13 protein-coding genes, 19 tRNA genes and 1 riboswitch are annotated in these 17,397 nt (G+C 37.0%); of the genes, 3 read left to right on the top strand and 29 right to left on the bottom strand.

The window, feature by feature from the left end; translation table 11 throughout:
* Positions 1–145: 145 nt before the first annotated feature.
* Genes ACTQZM_RS08635 through ACTQZM_RS08615 form a run of 5 tightly spaced genes read right to left on the bottom strand, consistent with a single transcriptional unit; the run spans position 146 to position 7,648 of the window.
* On the bottom strand, positions 146–2,275 hold the full coding sequence (locus tag ACTQZM_RS08635; protein ID WP_441653499.1) for an alpha-amylase family glycosyl hydrolase: 2,130 nt from the start codon (positions 2,273–2,275) through the stop codon (positions 146–148).
* Positions 2,276–2,295: 20 nt separating this feature from the next.
* The gene (locus ACTQZM_RS08630) at positions 2,296–3,120 is read right to left on the bottom strand and encodes a sugar ABC transporter permease (RefSeq protein ID WP_047335014.1); all 825 of its coding nucleotides are present in this window, start codon (positions 3,118–3,120) and stop codon (positions 2,296–2,298) included.
* Positions 3,120–4,421, bottom strand: coding sequence for a carbohydrate ABC transporter permease (locus ACTQZM_RS08625; protein ID WP_231482418.1), 1,302 nt, complete (start codon positions 4,419–4,421; stop codon positions 3,120–3,122). Before ACTQZM_RS08625 ends, ACTQZM_RS08630 begins: the two co-directional genes overlap by 1 nt.
* Positions 4,422–4,467: 46 nt before the next feature.
* Positions 4,468–5,925 carry a sugar ABC transporter substrate-binding protein gene (locus ACTQZM_RS08620; RefSeq protein WP_047335013.1) on the bottom strand — a complete coding sequence of 486 codons (1,458 nt, stop codon included), beginning with the start codon at positions 5,923–5,925 and terminating at the stop codon, positions 4,468–4,470.
* Positions 5,912–7,648, bottom strand: coding sequence for a glycoside hydrolase family 13 protein (locus tag ACTQZM_RS08615; RefSeq protein WP_152666281.1), 1,737 nt, complete (start codon positions 7,646–7,648; stop codon positions 5,912–5,914). Before ACTQZM_RS08615 ends, ACTQZM_RS08620 begins: the two co-directional genes overlap by 14 nt.
* 67 nt (positions 7,649–7,715) lie before the next feature.
* Between ACTQZM_RS08615 and ACTQZM_RS08610 the strand changes: the two genes are divergently transcribed.
* Positions 7,716–8,516: a LacI family DNA-binding transcriptional regulator gene (locus ACTQZM_RS08610; protein WP_441653498.1), complete on the top strand. Its 801-nt coding sequence runs from the start codon at positions 7,716–7,718 to the stop codon at positions 8,514–8,516.
* A gap of 18 nt (positions 8,517–8,534) precedes the next feature.
* On the opposite strand, the gene ACTQZM_RS08605 is transcribed toward ACTQZM_RS08610, so the two are convergent.
* The 3 genes from ACTQZM_RS08605 to ACTQZM_RS08595 all read right to left on the bottom strand — a co-directional run bounded on the left by ACTQZM_RS08605 (position 8,535) and on the right by ACTQZM_RS08595 (position 12,492).
* Positions 8,535–9,302, bottom strand: a complete 768-nt coding sequence (locus ACTQZM_RS08605; RefSeq protein ID WP_047335011.1) for an InlB B-repeat-containing protein — start codon at positions 9,300–9,302, stop codon at positions 8,535–8,537.
* A gap of 265 nt (positions 9,303–9,567) precedes the next feature.
* Positions 9,568–10,758: a methionine adenosyltransferase gene (metK, locus tag ACTQZM_RS08600; protein WP_047335010.1), complete on the bottom strand. Its 1,191-nt coding sequence runs from the start codon at positions 10,756–10,758 to the stop codon at positions 9,568–9,570.
* Positions 10,756–10,836: riboswitch (SMK box riboswitch) on the bottom strand. (Overlaps the previous gene by 3 nt.)
* Before the next feature lie 150 nt (positions 10,837–10,986).
* Entirely contained in the window at positions 10,987–12,492 is a 1,506-nt protein-coding gene (locus ACTQZM_RS08595; RefSeq protein WP_441653497.1) for a flavocytochrome c, read from the bottom strand.
* A gap of 159 nt (positions 12,493–12,651) precedes the next feature.
* On the opposite strand from ACTQZM_RS08595, the gene ACTQZM_RS08590 reads away from it, so the two are divergent.
* Together ACTQZM_RS08590 and ACTQZM_RS08585 are read left to right on the top strand one after the other, a co-directional pair.
* The gene (locus ACTQZM_RS08590) at positions 12,652–14,172 is read left to right on the top strand and encodes a Spo0B domain-containing protein (protein ID WP_441653496.1); all 1,521 of its coding nucleotides are present in this window, start codon (positions 12,652–12,654) and stop codon (positions 14,170–14,172) included.
* Positions 14,169–14,873, top strand: a complete 705-nt coding sequence (locus tag ACTQZM_RS08585; RefSeq protein WP_441653495.1) for a response regulator — start codon at positions 14,169–14,171, stop codon at positions 14,871–14,873. Before ACTQZM_RS08590 ends, ACTQZM_RS08585 begins: the two co-directional genes overlap by 4 nt.
* A gap of 35 nt (positions 14,874–14,908) precedes the next feature.
* On the opposite strand, the gene ACTQZM_RS08580 is transcribed toward ACTQZM_RS08585, so the two are convergent.
* The 21 genes from ACTQZM_RS08580 to ACTQZM_RS08480 form a co-directional block, all read right to left on the bottom strand.
* Entirely contained in the window at positions 14,909–15,226 is a 318-nt protein-coding gene (locus ACTQZM_RS08580; RefSeq protein WP_441653494.1) for a hypothetical protein, read from the bottom strand.
* Positions 15,227–15,249: 23 nt separating this feature from the next.
* On the bottom strand, positions 15,250–15,447 hold the full coding sequence (locus tag ACTQZM_RS08575; RefSeq protein WP_441653493.1) for a hypothetical protein: 198 nt from the start codon (positions 15,445–15,447) through the stop codon (positions 15,250–15,252).
* Positions 15,448–15,702: 255 nt separating this feature from the next.
* Positions 15,703–15,774, bottom strand: a tRNA-Glu gene (locus ACTQZM_RS08570).
* A gap of 9 nt (positions 15,775–15,783) precedes the next feature.
* Positions 15,784–15,871, bottom strand: a tRNA-Ser gene (locus ACTQZM_RS08565).
* A gap of 32 nt (positions 15,872–15,903) precedes the next feature.
* Positions 15,904–15,977: transfer RNA gene (locus ACTQZM_RS08560), tRNA-Ile, on the bottom strand.
* A 13-nt stretch (positions 15,978–15,990) separates the two neighbouring features.
* Positions 15,991–16,061: transfer RNA gene (locus ACTQZM_RS08555), tRNA-Gly, on the bottom strand.
* 1 nt (position 16,062) lies between these two features.
* A tRNA-Asp gene (locus tag ACTQZM_RS08550) sits at positions 16,063–16,138 on the bottom strand.
* A gap of 15 nt (positions 16,139–16,153) precedes the next feature.
* Positions 16,154–16,227: transfer RNA gene (locus ACTQZM_RS08545), tRNA-Met, on the bottom strand.
* Between the two features lie 10 nt (positions 16,228–16,237).
* Positions 16,238–16,327 (bottom strand) — tRNA-Ser (locus ACTQZM_RS08540).
* 8 nt (positions 16,328–16,335) lie between these two features.
* Positions 16,336–16,407, bottom strand: a tRNA-Glu gene (locus ACTQZM_RS08535).
* 8 nt (positions 16,408–16,415) lie between these two features.
* A tRNA-Ile gene (locus ACTQZM_RS08530) sits at positions 16,416–16,489 on the bottom strand.
* A 14-nt stretch (positions 16,490–16,503) separates the two neighbouring features.
* Positions 16,504–16,574, bottom strand: a tRNA-Gly gene (locus ACTQZM_RS08525).
* A gap of 3 nt (positions 16,575–16,577) precedes the next feature.
* Positions 16,578–16,650: transfer RNA gene (locus ACTQZM_RS08520), tRNA-Phe, on the bottom strand.
* A gap of 3 nt (positions 16,651–16,653) precedes the next feature.
* A tRNA-Asp gene (locus tag ACTQZM_RS08515) sits at positions 16,654–16,726 on the bottom strand.
* Between the two features lie 17 nt (positions 16,727–16,743).
* Positions 16,744–16,817, bottom strand: a tRNA-Met gene (locus ACTQZM_RS08510).
* 10 nt (positions 16,818–16,827) lie between these two features.
* Positions 16,828–16,917, bottom strand: a tRNA-Ser gene (locus ACTQZM_RS08505).
* A gap of 21 nt (positions 16,918–16,938) precedes the next feature.
* Positions 16,939–17,012 (bottom strand) — tRNA-Ile (locus tag ACTQZM_RS08500).
* Between the two features lie 11 nt (positions 17,013–17,023).
* Positions 17,024–17,097: transfer RNA gene (locus ACTQZM_RS08495), tRNA-Met, on the bottom strand.
* A 21-nt stretch (positions 17,098–17,118) separates the two neighbouring features.
* Positions 17,119–17,191 (bottom strand) — tRNA-Ala (locus ACTQZM_RS08490).
* Positions 17,192–17,203: 12 nt separating this feature from the next.
* Positions 17,204–17,277: transfer RNA gene (locus ACTQZM_RS08485), tRNA-Pro, on the bottom strand.
* 11 nt (positions 17,278–17,288) lie between these two features.
* Positions 17,289–17,362 (bottom strand) — tRNA-Arg (locus tag ACTQZM_RS08480).
* Between the last annotated feature and the right edge of the window lie 35 nt (positions 17,363–17,397).

Below are 17,397 nucleotides of genomic sequence, written 5' to 3'. Positions count from 1 at the left end.
GAATCGGGTATTAGAAAGCAGATACTCGCTATCAGCTAGTCAAATACGGAAAAACAATCAGAAATAGGTATCGACCTAACCATGCAAAAATCTACATTACTCGTCAAAAAAGGCGAATAATGTAGATTTTTTTGTAATTATTTTCCTAATACTGCCAACTACTTCTATTTGAATCGGCAGTATTGGAGGTATGAATCTTATGGTTTGAACCACTTTCCCAAATTACTTTTCCTGATGAATCTTTTTTAATCAGCTTATATTCTATTGCTCGATTCTTAGGAAGATTTAAATCAATAAACCAATTTGGATATTGTGCAATACTCTGAGTTGCGTTAAACATAGGTCCTACCGCTTTGTTTACATCCCAATTACCTAATTCTTCAACATTTCCTACAACATATACATTTTCATTCCAAGTAGTTTTTATATTTTCTCCAAAAATTCGGTATGGAATTTGACTGTCAGTTAATACTTCAAAATTTGGATAGACAACTGTTTTACCCACATTTGTCTTAACAATAACATCATGTAGACCAGGCGTTGTCTGCGCAACTTTTAACTTTATAACCTCATCATTCCATTCAATAATTTCTGCAGATTTATCGTCAAAAAGTACTTGTCCAACTTGATTACCAAAACCTGTACCCGAAATTGTCAATACATTACCAGTAATCCCGATAGATGGATCAACATCACCAATCTCTACCTCATTATCATGTGATTGAAATTCCCAAACGTTTACTTCATTGGCTTTTAACCAAAAATCTGCTGCCTTGCCTTGTCCATCTACATTGATTTTCGTATTTCTAGTCAAGAAAGACAGCACGCTATCATAACTACCTGATGGTAAGGAGGTATATAGTCCCGAAATATGATAATTTTGACTACCTTTATTAACCGCTGTTAAGACAACGTTTGAACCAAACTTTCTCTCATAAATAATTACATCGTTATTTATCCATTTTTGTTCAGTTGTACCATACGCTAAAGCTAGATTATTCTTTCGTAACTTGCTCAAAGAACCAATCACTTTGTATGCATCTGAATTTTGGTTAAAATCAGTCATATCTCCTCTATTGTCTGGATCAGAAACGCCACGTTGATATTGCTCGCTTCCGTAATAAATAGTAGGTACGCCTCTTGAGGTCAACAACAGCGTATAAGCCTGATTAATATCATCTTGATTGCTATTTACAACATCGGCAAAACGGCTCATATCATGATTATCAATAAATGTTACTTGATCAGCTACTTCTTGATAGTCTTTCTCGGTAGCTTTAATAACATTATAAAATTCATTCATACCAAAATTTGTGTTAGAAAATAGATTTCTTACCGCATTTGCAAATCTAAAATCTAGCAAGCTCATTCCACTATCGTTTGCAAATTTTGTCATATCTGCTTCATTGCCTGTCCCACCACTAAACCACTCGCCAAAAATAAAAATACCTGTTTTTTCATATATATGACTTAGCCAATTTTTTTGCCAACCAAATGGCATATGTTTAACAGCATCTACACGGATACCATCAATATCAAAATCAACCCAAGTATCAATCGCATCTTTTAAATATTGGTCAACCTCTGGATTCAGTTGATTTAAGTCCGCCAAGCCATACATACTATGATAAATTCCATTTTCATAGGTACTATAGTCTGTCCAACTTTCATGATTAAATATATTCTTATCATCTTGAGAAAACGAAGAAACTAACTGTCCATTTCTATAAAGTTTCCCATCTTCTGGAAAAGTCATACCCTTAAATTCAGCAGTTGATGTATGATTAGGCGCAAAGTCAATAACAATTTTTATCCCATTTTTATGCGCTACACTTACTAAATTTTTAAAATCATCTACTGTACCAAAAGCCTGATTTGTTTTAAAAAAATCTCTAGCCCAATATCCATGATAAGATGCACTTCCATTTGTCGGATCTAGTGTGGTAATATTTTCAACAGGCGAAGAAATCCAAATAGCACTCACACCCATATTGGTTAAATAGCCATCATTGATTTTATTAATGATTCCTTGCCAATCACCACCATGATACTTTCTAGGATTACTTTTATCAAAAATAGCTCCAGTAGGATTATTTTGAATATTTCCATCAGAAAACCTATCTGTTATCACTTGGTAAATTGTATCCGTTGAAAAATCAGCTTTATTTTCAACCGAATTAACTTCTGTTGCCTCTATTTGTGTAGATAAATTCATTGATAAAATCCCCATACCTAATAAAGCATATAGTGATTTCTTTAATTTCTTATTCACCATTATTCCTCACTTTCTTTTATCTATTTCACTGCACCTGCTGACAGTCCTTGAACCATATTTTTTACGAGTAAGAAATACAATAATACAATCGGTACTGCTATCAACACGCTCCCTGCTGCAAATCTTGCAAACTGTGTTTCATCCAAATTCATTAACCCAACTGCTACGGTATATAAATTTTTTTCCTTTAATAATAATTTTGGCAGAATAAAATCACTCCATGGCCATGTAAATGCTGTAAGCGCCGTATAAGTGATAATCGGTCTTGAAAGAGGAAGGTGAATATGCCAAAAAATTTGAAAACTAGTTGCACCATCTATTCTAGCAGCTTCGTCTATACTATAAGGAATCGTATCAAAGAAACCTTTTTGTGTTAAATAGCCTAATGGAGCAGCCGCACTATAAATCAAAATCAAACCCCAAAGTCGATTAATAAGATTAAATTGTGTCATCAATAAATAAACCGCTATCATTCCCATAAATGACGGAAACATTCCTAAAACCATCGTCAGTTTCATCAAGCTTTTTTTTCCTTTAAAATTAAACCTTGACATCGCATAAGCCGTTAAAATGACTAAGAGGGTTCCTAGCACACAACTACAAGTCGAAATAATTAAAGAGTTTAAAAACCAGCGTGGATAATTATATAATCCCGTATCTGTTAGCAATACTTTAAAACTGTGAAAACTAAAAGATTGTGGGAAAAATCCTTTAAAAGAATAGATTGTTCCTGATTTTGAAAAGGAAGCTAAAATAATCCATAAACAAGGAAACAAAAAGATAAAACTCACGATTAACAAAGCTACATATAGAAAAAAACTTACTAATTTATCTTTTGATTTCATTATGCAAAATCTCCTCCTTGTTTATATGATGATGACCGTACATAGATAGATAAGGATACGATTGATGTAATAATGAAAATAATCAAACTGATAGTTGCCCCTATACTGTAATAATTGTTGTCAATTGATAAATTATATAACCAGTTGATAAGCAAATCCGTATCACTTGCTAAGAAATACTTGTCTAGATATAGTCCACCCCGTAGGAAGAAGAAAATACCAAAATTGTTAAAGTTACCAACAAATTGACCAATCAATACTGGTGTCGTCGCTGTGAGAATATAGGGCATCGTAATTTTTTTAAATTGAACCCAGTTACTAGCACCATCAATTCTCGCAGCTTCATACAGACTTTCATCTCGATTAGATAACATTCCTGTTGCTAACAGCATAATGGATGGCACGCCTATCCAAGCATTGACAAACAAACCAATCATACGTGCCGACCATTTAGCATCTATATCCAAGAAACCAATCGCCTTATGTCCAAATTCTTGAATAATTTGATTAATTGGTCCACCATAAGAAAACATAAATTTAAAAGCTAACAGGCTAATAAATCCCGGAATGGCATAAGCTAAAATTGGGAAAGCTCGCCATATCGCTTGTCCTTTTACTCGCTTATTGGTAAAGAGTAAGGCTAAAAAGATACCACTAAAGTAATTGATTGAGGTAGATAAAATCGCCCAGACAATATTCCAACCTAGAATCCTGAAGAAAGTCGGCGCAAATTTAGATAGTGCTACAATTTTGACAAAATTATCAAAGCCAACCCAATCTACTAATTCCGGCGGGACGATTTTCCCACCGTAGTTTGTAAAAGCAATCAGTATCATAAAGATAATTGGTAAAACACTAAAAATAAGCACACCAATTATAGGGAAAAATAGAACAAAAATCGGAAACTGTCTATCAAATAATAGTTTTACTTCTTGCACAAAGTTAGGCACTTTCTCTCCTTTTTGCTTCATTGTGCATACTTTTTTGACATCAACGATATTTAAATAATAAATGTACATGATAATCCCTAAAAACAAAAAGCTAAGTATTCCCATAATTAGCATAACTACGGAATTATCTCCTTGTATATTTAACCAGTTATCCGCTTTTTGTGTACCTAATGTAAAGAAATTGACAAAATCCTGTCCACCACGCACTATCAAATAACTAATATATCCTACTTGGCATAACATTAATAAAAGACCTTTTATACGTTGTCCATATAAAAACTGTCCTAAACCCATCCATAAAAATGACATATAATAACGACAGTCTTTTTTACGTTCGTATTTATATGACACATTTCTCACTTCCTCATAAAATTAGTCTTAAAATCCAGGATTTCTACTACTCCAATGTATGAATAGCATCACTAATTTGTTGATCGACTTTTTCTAAACCAGCTTTCAACGCCTTATTATCTTTATATTTCTTTTCTGCTTCTGGTCTGAAAACATCTTTTGTAATGTCTGCAAAATACGTTTGCGTAGGTGTCCATATTTGTGCAACCGCCGCATTTGATGGCATCAAGATAATATTTTCATTTTCCAATTGATTAAATACGCCTTCACTAACACCTCTTACTTCTTTAATGACATCTTTACGTGTAGGTACAACCCCTAATAACTCATAACGTTTCTTTATCATTTCATATTTCGTTGCAAAATTTACAAATTCTAAACTAGCATTTGGCGCTTTTGTATATGCACTAATCGCATAGCCATTAACGCCACCCATCGTTTTCATCTCGATAAATTCTGTTGTTTCTGATGTTATATCACCATTTTTAGGCAGTTTAGGAACCGTAGTCATGACTAGATTATCTTTGGCTAATTGTGCCGCTTCATCTTTCGTCTTTCCTTGACTGACATAATATTTTGCTAATTCTTCAAGAAAAGTAGAATAAACATCTGGTGTTGACATCGTAGCAAAATAAGTACCATTTCCTAATTTGCTATAAGCACTCGTTTTGATAGTATCATCAATACTTTCTTCATTCATTATCGATGCCAACTGTTGAATCACTTTAGCACCATAATATGAATCTCCATTTGAAAATCCGACCTTGCTAGGATCCGTATTATTTTTACCAAAAATATAAGCCCCATAAGAGAACAGATAACCACTTGAAAAATAGGTATCATATAAAGATTCCATATATCCATACATACTTGGATTTTCTTGATGTCTTTGTTTTGAGAACTTATACATATCATTCCAATTTTCAATCATATCTGGAACTTCATTAGCGTCTTTATCCCATGTTTTTTGCCAATCTTCTGGTAATAAGTCTTTTCGGTAATAAAGCATTGGTGTTTGTACATTTACCGGAACACCACAATAATAATCCTTTCCATCCTTATTCACTTTGAAAGCATTCCATGCATTCTTGGAAGTTTGTTTATAAGCCTCCAATTTAGAAACAGGTAACGGATAGACGTGTTTATCCTCAGCATATTTCATAATGACATCATTGGCTTGGTACAAAATATCTGGGCCATAACCATAAGGACCATCTTTAGCCAAATCAACAAATTGGTCTGTATTGGCATCAACTGCTTTAATTCCTTTATCAGCATAGGCCTCATTAAATGCCGCAAGTACTTCCTTAAAATATCCTTTTGAAATAGCTGTATCATTCTCTAAAACCTTTATCGTCTTGTTTTTTTCAATTTTTCCACTAAATATCTCTTTATTACTTGAATCGGCACTAGCTTTTGTCTTTGAATCAGACTGCCCACATCCCGAAAGTGCAAAAATGCTGGCAAATACTACTAAGCCAGTTAAAAAACTATATTTTTTCATCTTTAATCGCCTCACTCATTGAAATATAAAATCCAAACGAATCTAATTGATTATTTTCAGTCTTTCCATTTGATAAAATTTCTTTATCCGCTACCAAAATTGGTTCCGTTTTTGCCGATAAATTCATTTGGAAGGTCAATTGTTTATCTTTAAATGTACGGCAAATGATGAGCTGATTTTCAATATGCTTGATTAAAATATCCCCATCTTGTAAAACAGGAAATTTCTTCAAGCGAATAATCGCTTTTATTTTTTCAAATAAGGAAAGATTCCATTTTTCTCTGTTCCACTCAAATGTTCTTCTTGAATCAGGATCATAACCACCTTCCATCGCAATTTCTGTCCCATAGTAAATACAAGGTGTACCAACAAACACAAAACTCAACGCCAAAGCCGCTAAAAATTTCTTTTCATCTCCCTTTAACTCGGTAAAAATACGATGCGTATCATGGGAATCGAGTAAATTCAAATTCATTTGACTGGTTTGTAAGCTATATCTCATAAAAATACTATTTAAACGATTAGACGTTTCTTTAGCAGTTAATTTATTTTCTGCAAAACAATCCAAACATATTTTGGTAAATGCGTAATTCATAATACTGTCAAACTGATCACCGCGTAAAAAACTATTCGCATGATGCCAATTTTCTCCAATTAATACACAATCTGCTTTCTCCTGTTTAACTGCTAAACGAAAATGCCGCCAGAATTGATGAGATACTTCATCCGAAACATCTAATCGCCAACCATCAATATCATATTTTTTAATCCAGTGAATACCTACATTCGTCAAAAAGTCTTGCACTTCTGAATTAGATGTATTCCATTTTGGCATATAGTTACAAGCGGCAAAACACTCATAATTAGCATTTTCAACATCAGGAAAATCACCATGAATAATAAACCAATCATAGTATGCTGATTCTTTTCCTTTTCTAATGACATCTTGAAATTCTTTTGACAGCATACTGCAATGATTGAATACAGCATCTAATATCACTTTCATTCCCAAGCGATGTGCCTTTTGTACTAAGTTGAATAAATCATCTTCGCTACCGAATTGTGGATCTACTTTGTAATAATCTATAATGTCATATTTATGATTTGACGGTGATAAGAAAATGGGGGTTAAATAAATTGCATTGATTCCCAATTCTTGTAAGTAAGGTAATTTTTGAATGATTCCTTTTAAATCACCACCAGCAAAATTGGTCGGTGTCGGTTTACTCCCCCAATCCAAATCAATATAATTATCCTCTTTTTGGAAATCGCCTCTACTGAACCGATCAACAAAAATTTGATAAAATACAGCATTTTTCATCCAATCAACAGTCGGATAGATGTCTGCTTCATTGATATATGGCATTTGGAAAAAATTATAAAAACCTTTTGAAAAATCATATTCTTTAGACAAACCTTCTTCACTAAAATAATATTTCTCATTTTCGACATTCAATTCAAATACATAAGCTAGTCTACTATCATAAAGATTTAAAATCGTTTCAAAATAACAATAATTTGCATCTTTATATTTTAGCGCTAATGTTTTTTTTATCCGATGATCCTGATATTCGTATTTCATTCCATAGATTATATTTACAACAGTTTTTTCATCTTCCAATGCCATACGAAGACGGATAACTAATTTTTCATTGTTTATAGCAAAACAATACATAGAATCAGGCAAATGGGAAATTCCTGCCTTATTAAGCCTATAACTCACTATTTATTCATTCCTTTGTTCAATTCAAATAAGTTGACTTTTTTCCTTCTTTTTCTATAATGAAGCTATGAAAGAGAAAAAAGTTACTATTAAAGATATTGCAAGAGAAGCTGGTGTTTCAATCGCAACAGTTTCTTATATTATTAATAATCGTAAAGACCAACAGATTAGCCCTGAAACGAAAAATAAAGTCCTACAGGTAATTAATCTGCTGAATTATACGCCTAATAAAGCGGCAAAATCACTGGTTACTAAACAAACACAAACCATTGCCCTTTATTGCGCTCAAGCTAATTCTGTATTAGAAAAAGCAGAACAACTAAATTTCATTCAGCATTTAGTTGCCTATTTTCACACAAAGAATTACAACCTGATTTATCTCGACAATCATTCTATTCAAAAGTATGATATGGTGGATGCCATACTTACTCTCGGTGTTGATAAACAATCTTTTTACCAAATCGGTGAACTTAATTTTGTCCCTGTCATTGCGATAGATAGTCTGATTGACGATCCTGTATTCTTTCAAATCAACTTGGATTGGCAATATATAGCTAACGAATTAAATGATTATTATCAAAACGATTCATATACACTCGTGAGCTTACCGATTTACAACGAGGAGTTAAAAACTTATCTAACTACTTTGTTTGAACATATTTATTGGATAGAACAAACAGATGTTTTTGCTATTCCAAGTGACAAACACCTTGTTACAGTCAATCAGACTATCAAAGACTACTACGCTCATTCAGAACAAATGAAGCTATTAACTAAATTCTCTGATACCTTTTTCGATAAACTATTCCAAGCAATCAATTGGGCTATCCATCGCGAACAGATCGAAAATCATAATATTCTTGTATAAGGGACTACTATTGGTTCCTTATTTTTCTTTATAGGTCCATGTAATCACATCAAATGGATTACTGTTGAAGTTTTCTTTTTTTGATTCGTTATACTCTTTATTTTTAGTATCATATACATCTTCATTTGGATGTGTTTCTAATTTAAAGGTATAGACACCATCTTTGGCTACTTTAATATTGGATTGCTTGCTAGAAGTTTCACCTAAACCACCAGAACTTTCAAAGTATACTTCACCATCTTTGGTCGTTACTTCTAAGTAGCCTGCTCCACGTTGATTTTCCCATTTTCCATTTTTAGCAAATTGGAATTCATCGCCTTTTTGCAGTGTAACAGTAAGGGTGTAAATATTTTTTTTGCTGTTATCTTCTTTTTTCATTTTGTGTTCATCGGTTACATTTGCACCCCAATTGGAACTCTTCAAGACTTCACTATTACCATTTCCTAAAATGATAAATTCTCTTGTGTCATCTTGATATTTTGAAAATCCTGCATATAGTTTTAAATCAGGTGTAATTTCGCCATCTGCGGTAAATTCTCTAGAAAAATCTGGTTGTAAATACCAACCCATAAAACTTTTTCCTGATTCTTTAGGCTCATATTTTATAATGTCCTTTGCTGAATCAACATTCATATTTTTGATTAATTTATTTCCATCATAAAGTGAAACTTGTACTGCATCTTTATTTGATGATGATTGCACCTTCTCTTCAGCATCTTTGTTTCCACACGCAGCAAGTGTAAGTCCTAATCCAGCAACTGCCGCTAGTAAAGCCATTTTCTTCATTTTAACAATCCTCCAAAAACTTTGCTTAAACGTTTAAGTTAACTAGATTATATTGCTAACGTTTTCATTTGTCAAGAGATATTCTTATCATTTAGCACTATGCTATTTGTCCAATTAGGTAAAACTCAACTTTACTGAATCATACTTCACTAACTTATGATTCAGTAACTCCACAATTTTCCTCATTTTTGCAGTAAAAAAGACACCTCACTCACTCTTTTAGCCAATAGAGTGAAGTGAGATGTCTGACTCATCACGTATTGAATTAAGCTTTGACGCTAGCTAATAAGGCATCTACTTTATCCGTATGTTCCCATGGAAGATCGACATCTGTACGACCGAAATGACCATAGGCTGCTGTTTGACGATAAATTGGACGGCGTAAATCTAGCATTTCGATAATCCCTGCTGGACGTAAATCAAAGTTTTCACGCACAGCCGCAATTAATTGATCATTTGGTACCACACCAGTTCCAAATGTATTGATTGAAATAGAAACGGGTTGGGCTACCCCAATCGCATAGGCAAGTTGCACTTCACATTTCTTCGCTAATTTCGCTGCGACAATGTTTTTGGCAATGTAACGCGCGGCATAGCTTGCGGAGCGGTCCACCTTCGTCGCGTCTTTACCAGAAAAGGCACCCCCACCATGACGGGCATAACCACCATAAGTATCCACAATAATCTTACGGCCAGTTAAACCAGCATCGCCTTGAGGACCTCCGATAACGAAGCGGCCAGTTGGGTTGATATAAAATTTTGTTTGCTCATCTAAAAGTTCACTTGGAATTTCTGCTTTGATGACTTTTTCAATCACATCTTGATGAATCGTTGCATTATCCACGGCTTCATCATGTTGCGTACTAATAACCACTGTGTCGACACGTAATGGTTGTTCATTTTCATCATATTCAACAGTGACTTGTGATTTCGCATCAGGACGTAAATAGCTTAATTCCCCTGATTTACGCAAAACAGCCAAACGACGAACTAAGCGGTGACTTAAAGCAATTGGTAAAGGCATCAATTCAGGTGTTTCATCTACCGCAAAACCAAACATCAAGCCTTGGTCGCCGGCACCTGTTTCGTCTTTGTCATCTTTTTTCTCTTCTCTTGCTTCTAACGCCGTATTCACACCTTGAGCGATATCTGGTGACTGTTCATCAATCGCTACTAAGACGGCTACGGTATCTCCATCAAATCCAAATTTTGCACGCGTATAGCCGATTTCATTAATCGTTTTGCGCACAACTTTTTGAATATCCACATAAGCTGTTGTTGAAATTTCACCAAAAACTAAGACTAGCCCAGTTGTTACAGAAGTTTCACAAGCAACACGCGCCATTGGATCCTTTTCTAAAATTGCATCTAAAATCGCATCACTAATTTGGTCCGCGACTTTATCCGGATGTCCTTCAGAAACAGACTCTGAAGTAAATAAATGTTTTTCTACCATGAAGTATTCCCCCTAAAATTATTCGGTTACAAGGCATCTTCGCAAAGAGGCGAATCCTTTCGGGAACTTGCAACGATAGTATTATAGCAGATTTAACCTAAAAGGAAAGCACTTTTTTCAAATTGTAATCAAACTGTGATAGATGGAAACAATCACGGATAACGGGAAAAGACCAAGCAAACCTAATTATCTGCTTGGTCTTTTTTGCAATGAAAATGAAGTTTATGATTATTGTGCTTTGACGAATGCTGCGGCTTGTTGTCCAGCTTGACGACCGAAAATCACGATATCTGCTACTGAGTTACCGCCGATTCGGTTATCACCATGTAAGCCACCTACTAATTCACCAGCCACATATAATCCTTTAATTGGTTGGTTATCTTTGTTTAACACTTCAGTATTGGTGTTAATCTTTACCCCACCCATTGAGTAGTGGACACCTGGGGCGATTTGAATCGCATAGTAATTAGGTGTAGATAAAGTATGCTCCATCGCTGTTGTACGGTTAAATTCACTATCTTGTTTGCTTTCAACCGCCTTATTCCAATTTGCAACAGCTTTTTCTAAGTTGGCTTTTGGTACTTTGATTGTTTTCGCTAAATCAGCCACCGTCTTGCCTTCTTTGACATAACCTTGTTTGGCATAGAATTCAATCGCAGTTGCTCGGCTTCTTACACCTTGGTCAAAGATAAGATAAGCACGTTTTTTCGGTAAGCCATTGATTGCAGCCGAAACTTTATCACGCGTATCCATTTCATTCACAAAGCGATTTCCTTCATCATCAACTAAAATCGCACCTTCCCCACGTACTGCTTCTCCAATTAAAATTCCTTTTTCTTGGTTAACAGTTGGGTGGATTTGCACTTTATCCATATCAATGATTTGACCGCCAAGTTTTTCTACTAAAGCAATCCCATCACCCGTTGTACCTTTAGAGTTGGTTGTCACATAATCTTTCAAATCAGGGCGATATTTAGCTAAAATTTCTTTACTTGCGCCATAACCACCTGTCGTCACGATTACAGCTTTAGCTTTGATATTTTTTGCTTTTTCGCCTTGAATTTGAACTTTCACACCATCAACTACACCATTGTCCGCATGAATGTCTTTTACATCCGCATTCACAAAGATTGGAATTTTACGTTCAGCGACATTGCGTTCCAAACCTTTTACTAGATACCCGCCGATTGCTGAACCATCTGTTGGACGATGTGTACGTTTCACACTCATCCCACCGGTAATGGTTAAGTTATCTAATTTGATGCCATTTTGGTCTAACCAATCAATGGCTTCAGCTGAATGATCAACAAAATAACGCAATAATTCTTTATCGTTTGTGCCTTTACCACCTTTTAGCGTTTCTTCGTAAAAAGCATCTGTCGTATCGTTAATTCCTTGAGCTTTTTGGAATTTTGAACCCGCTGCATTCATCCCACTTGATGATTTGGATGTGTTTCCGCCTGCAACCGGCATTTTTTCAAAGATAACCGGATTTAAACCAGCATCTTTGGCTTCAATCGCTGCGGTCATTCCTGCACCACCAGCTCCGACAATAATCACATCATAGCTATCCTTTAATTCTTTTGGATCGGTATATCCGTTTTTAGAAGCACTAGATGTTACTTGTGAGCTTTGTGTTGTCGTGCTCTTTGTTTGCGTGCTTTTTCCTGAGTTACATGCTGTTAAAAGTAAGGCTGAACATGCTAATAAGCTAATTGAAAGCCACTTTTTCATTGAGATTTCCCCCTTCATCTTTTTGCGCTATCTTTCACAAATATCTCGACAGCACAACTATCCTTAGTTTAACGGTTACAAGTATATTCGGGAAGTTTTTTTAATTAATTTAAGTACGTTGCTGCTTATGTTATACTAATGAGGAAATGGGAGGTAAACATGAAGAAAGGAATTCGCTTATTTACGCTTTTATCACTGACTTTTATCGGGGTGATTCTAGTTTTAGCTACGAGTTTTTATCTATTTTTAATGCGTGATGTCACCAAGCAAACTCAAACGCAACAAATCGACAATCTCACTACGCTTGGTCACGAACTCGCTAAACAAGAGGATATCATTTCAGCCTTAGAACAAAAACAAGCCCCACCACCTTTGCAGCGAAAATTGTTACAAATCACGAAAAATCACCATCTGGATTTCATTGTTCTGATGGATAATCATAGCATCCGCCTCACGCACCCTAATCCAGATAAAATTGGGCAAAGTTTTGAAGGAGGCGACGAAAAGCAAGCCTTGCAAGGGAAAATTACTCATTCTATCAGTAGAGGTTCTCTGGGGCGGTCGTTACGCGTCTTTGTGCCTGTGAAGCATCAAGGTAAGCAAATTGGCGTTGTCGCACTGGGCATTAAGTTGGTTAGTCTAAAGCAAATGGTTCGCCAAACGCTGCATGATTATCAATGGAGTCTTTTACTGAGTCTTTTGATTGGTCTAGGGGTCGCTTTTGGGCTGGCCTATCATCTCAAGGGACAACTACACAATCTTGAACCCAAAGAAATTGCCCGTCTTTTAGAAGAACGCAATGCCATGATTAATGAAACCAAAGATATCGTCTTAGTTCTTGATTTGAATCAAAATATTTTACTAGCCAATCATCAGGCTGAACATTTAGCGCAACAACTCGGATTTTTTAAGCAAAGTTTAATCGGACATCCCTGGAGTACCTTGATTCAAGATTCCTCGCAACTTGATTTTCATAAACGTCAAGAACAATATTATCAGCAAAACGGACAAGCTTACTTTGTTTCGATTGCACCAATTGAAGTAAAAGGTAAGTTGGTCGGACATTTGGTTGTACTAAAAAACGCGACTGAAACTCTATTTTTGGCGCATCAACTGCAATCGACTCAGCAATTTGTGAAAACCTTGCAAACTCATACCCATGATTATCTCAACCAGATGCATATTTTATACGGGTTAACAGAATTGGGCGAATATGAGCAATTGAAAGATTTTCTAGCGCAACAATTAGACATGACACAGGCTTTTAGCGAAAAAGTCAGCTTATTGGTGAAAAATCCGATATTAGCAAGCTTCTTAGTAGATTGGCAGCAACAACTTCTTGAAGCTAAAGTTGTAAGCGAGTTTGATATTTTAGAGGAAATTTCAGCATTTACCGATAGTCAAACCATGCTGAATCTCTTAAAAATTTATCGCTATCCACAACAAATCTTCAGTCAAACTTACCCAGAGAAGTTAGCGGTACAATTACAAGAGGACGCACAAACACTCACTCTTACTATGATGATTCAAGCCAGTGCGCAAAAGCTTGAAGATTATCAAAACAAATTAAGTGAAGCATTTTTCCAACAAATCCTAAATGAGGAACACACCCAGATGCAATTACACCGCAAAGATACTCATTTAGAGATTCAATTTATAACAGAAAAGAGGATTTTATGAAGATATTAATGGTTGAAGATGAGCCTATGATTCAGCGCATTCATCAAGGCTATTTACACAAAATTGATGCGACCTATCAAATCGTGGGCGGCAAAGACTTAGATGAAGCACGGCAATATTTAAAGAACGAGGATATCGACCTAATTTTACTAGATATTCATCTAAATGGGGCGCATGGATTAGATTTATTAAGTGAAATCGATGGGCTTTCAAAGGTTCCGGATGTAATTATTATTAGTGCCGCGACTCAGAGCCAATTCGCCCAACAAGCCTTGCAAGCTGGCGTGATTGATTATCTAATTAAACCCTTTACCTTCGAACGATTCCAGCAAGCAATCCAGAAGTGGCAACAAAAACGAAGCATGCTGCAACAAGAATTCATCGACCAGGCCAGTCTAGATGCACTTTTCCAGCCTGCCGTTACGAGTCAAACTACTATTGAAATCGAAAAAGGCTTGAGCAAAGATACCTTAATCCAGATTCTCAATCATCTAAAAAATCGCCAAACAAGCTTTACTATTCAGGAATTGGCTGCTGAGTTATCCCTTTCCCATGTCTCGATTCGTAAATATATCCAATTTCTCGAGCAACATCAAATCCTGACTAGCGAAACCATCTATCTCAAAGTGGGACGACCTTATCAACGCTATCACTTGCAAGAAAGTCAAATTCCCACTTTTCTCAACAAACTAGAAACTTAAAAGAGCACGCTAGATTTAGACTAACGTGCTCTTTGTTAGATGATTACTGGACCATATAAGTGTAGATTAGGTTTAACCATTTCTTCATGCCATTTTCTAAAAGCTAACCAATGTTGCTTTTCCTCATCTGATAATTGTAAAGTCGATAACCCACTCAAAAGACTTGCTTGTTGATAAAAACGTTCTAAGGAAACATAGTAGCGATTATCTACTTTTTCTCGTTGCTTCACTTGTTGTAAACAATCCTTTAAACTTTCAGCAAACTTGATTTCATCACTTGTCTGCAACAAACGATGACTAAATGCTTTTTGCAACGCTTCAAGATAACGAATACCCAATTTCATTTCAGACATTTCATTGCCCCATTTCGATTTCATTACCAACAGCTAGGTAATAGAAAACTAATCCCTAGCAAGAACATCAAAACCACAAACATCAAACCCTGAGGAATCCCCAATGGTAAGGCTATAGCTACTTCTTGTTTTTGTCCATTCTTTTCCAGACAAATTGCTTTTGAGACAAAATAAGCTTCGTACATCCCAAGAGCTAATAAGATATATGCAAAAATACGCATAACGCTCACTTCTTTCATTTTCTCTTAACTAAAGTATATCATGCTTCATACCAAGCTTCCTTCAGTCCCCAGATGGATTTTCTTTCCAATTGAATTTTCTACCATAGAATTCAGACGTTTTAAATTTGCACTCATTACTAGTACCACGCTCGCTGATAAAATCATCCTATCTTCGAGGCAATATTTTTGTTTTGTTAAAACGTTTACATTTGTGGATAAAAAAATAGAAGTGATATAGCCATCACTTCCAATGCATGATCCGTACGGGATTCGAACCCGTGTTACCGCCGTGAAAGGGCGGTGTCTTAACCACTTGACCAACGGACCAATATATTACGGAGAAGGAGGGATTTGAACCCTCGCGCCAGTTTCCCGACCTACACCCTTAGCAGGGGCGCCTCTTCAGCCACTTGAGTACTTCCCCAATACCAATTATGTATGGTAATTGATATGAAATGGGCCTAAATGGACTCGAACCATCGACCTCACGCTTATCAGGCGTGCGCTCTAACCAGCTGAGCTATAGGCCCATAATAAAACTAAAGCGGGTGACGAGAATCGAACTCGCGACAACAGCTTGGAAGGCTGTAGTTTTACCACTAAACTACACCCGCATGGCGGTCCCGACGGGATTTGAACCCGCGATCTCCTGCGTGACAGGCAGGCATGTTAACCCCTACACCACGGAACCCTCATTTAGTTTTAATTGCGGGAGCAGGATTTGAACCTACGACCTTCGGGTTATGAGCCCGACGAGCTACCAGACTGCTCCATCCCGCGATAATGTTAAAGGAGGATAAGGGATTCGAACCCTTGCACGGTTTTACCCGCCTGACGGTTTTCAAGACCGTTCCCTTCAGCCGGACTTGGGTAATCCTCCAAAAAATATGATCCGTACGGGATTCGAACCCGTGTTACCGCCGTGAAAGGGCGGTGTCTTAACCACTTGACCAACGGACCAAGAAAAATGGGCCTAAATGGACTCGAACCATCGACCTCACGCTTATCAGGCGTGCGCTCTAACCAGCTGAGCTATAGGCCCATAATAAAAACTAAAGCGGGTGACGAGAATCGAACTCGCGACAACAGCTTGGAAGGCTGTAGTTTTACCACTAAACTACACCCGCAAATGGCGCGGGACAGAATCGAACTGCCGACACATGGAGCTTCAATCCATTGCTCTACCAACTGAGCTACCGAGCCATACGGTCCCGACGGGATTTGAACCCGCGATCTCCTGCGTGACAGGCAGGCATGTTAACCCCTACACCACGGAACCCTAATTTTAGTTTTTAATTGCGGGAGCAGGATTTGAACCTACGACCTTCGGGTTATGAGCCCGACGAGCTACCAGACTGCTCCATCCCGCGATAATATGAAAGGAGGATAAGGGATTCGAACCCTTGCACGGTTTTACCCGCCTGACGGTTTTCAAGACCGTTCCCTTCAGCCGGACTTGGGTAATCCTCCGAAACTGTACAATGTCACCAATGGACCTTGTAGGACTCGAACCTACGACCGGACGGTTATGAGCCGTCTGCTCTAACCAACTGAGCTAAAGGTCCAGGCTCTTAAATCGCGGCGAAGGGGATCGAACCCCCGACCTCCCGGGTATGAACCGGACGCTCTAGCCAGCTGAGCTACACCGCGATATTCATTTTTTCAAATGAATGGAGCCTAGCGGGATCGAACCGCTGACCTCCTGCGTGCAAAGCAGGCGCTCTCCCAGCTGAGCTAAGGCCCCTTATATTCATTATCGGGAAGACAGGATTCGAACCTGCGACCCCTTGGTCCCAAACCAAGTGCTCTACCAAGCTGAGCTACTTCCCGTTATTTACTTACGCGCCCAAGAGGAGTCGAACCCCTAACCTTTTGATCCGTAGTCAAACACTCTATCCAATTGAGCTATGGGCGCATTACTAAGAATGCCGAGGACCGGAATCGAACCGG

It is taken from the genome of Enterococcus cecorum (assembly GCF_052119425.1).
GTDB lineage: Bacteria > Bacillota > Bacilli > Lactobacillales > Enterococcaceae > Enterococcus_E > Enterococcus_E cecorum_C.
The sequence above is the reverse complement of the archived record's forward strand: the minus strand, read 5'-3'. Positions and strand labels throughout refer to the sequence as shown.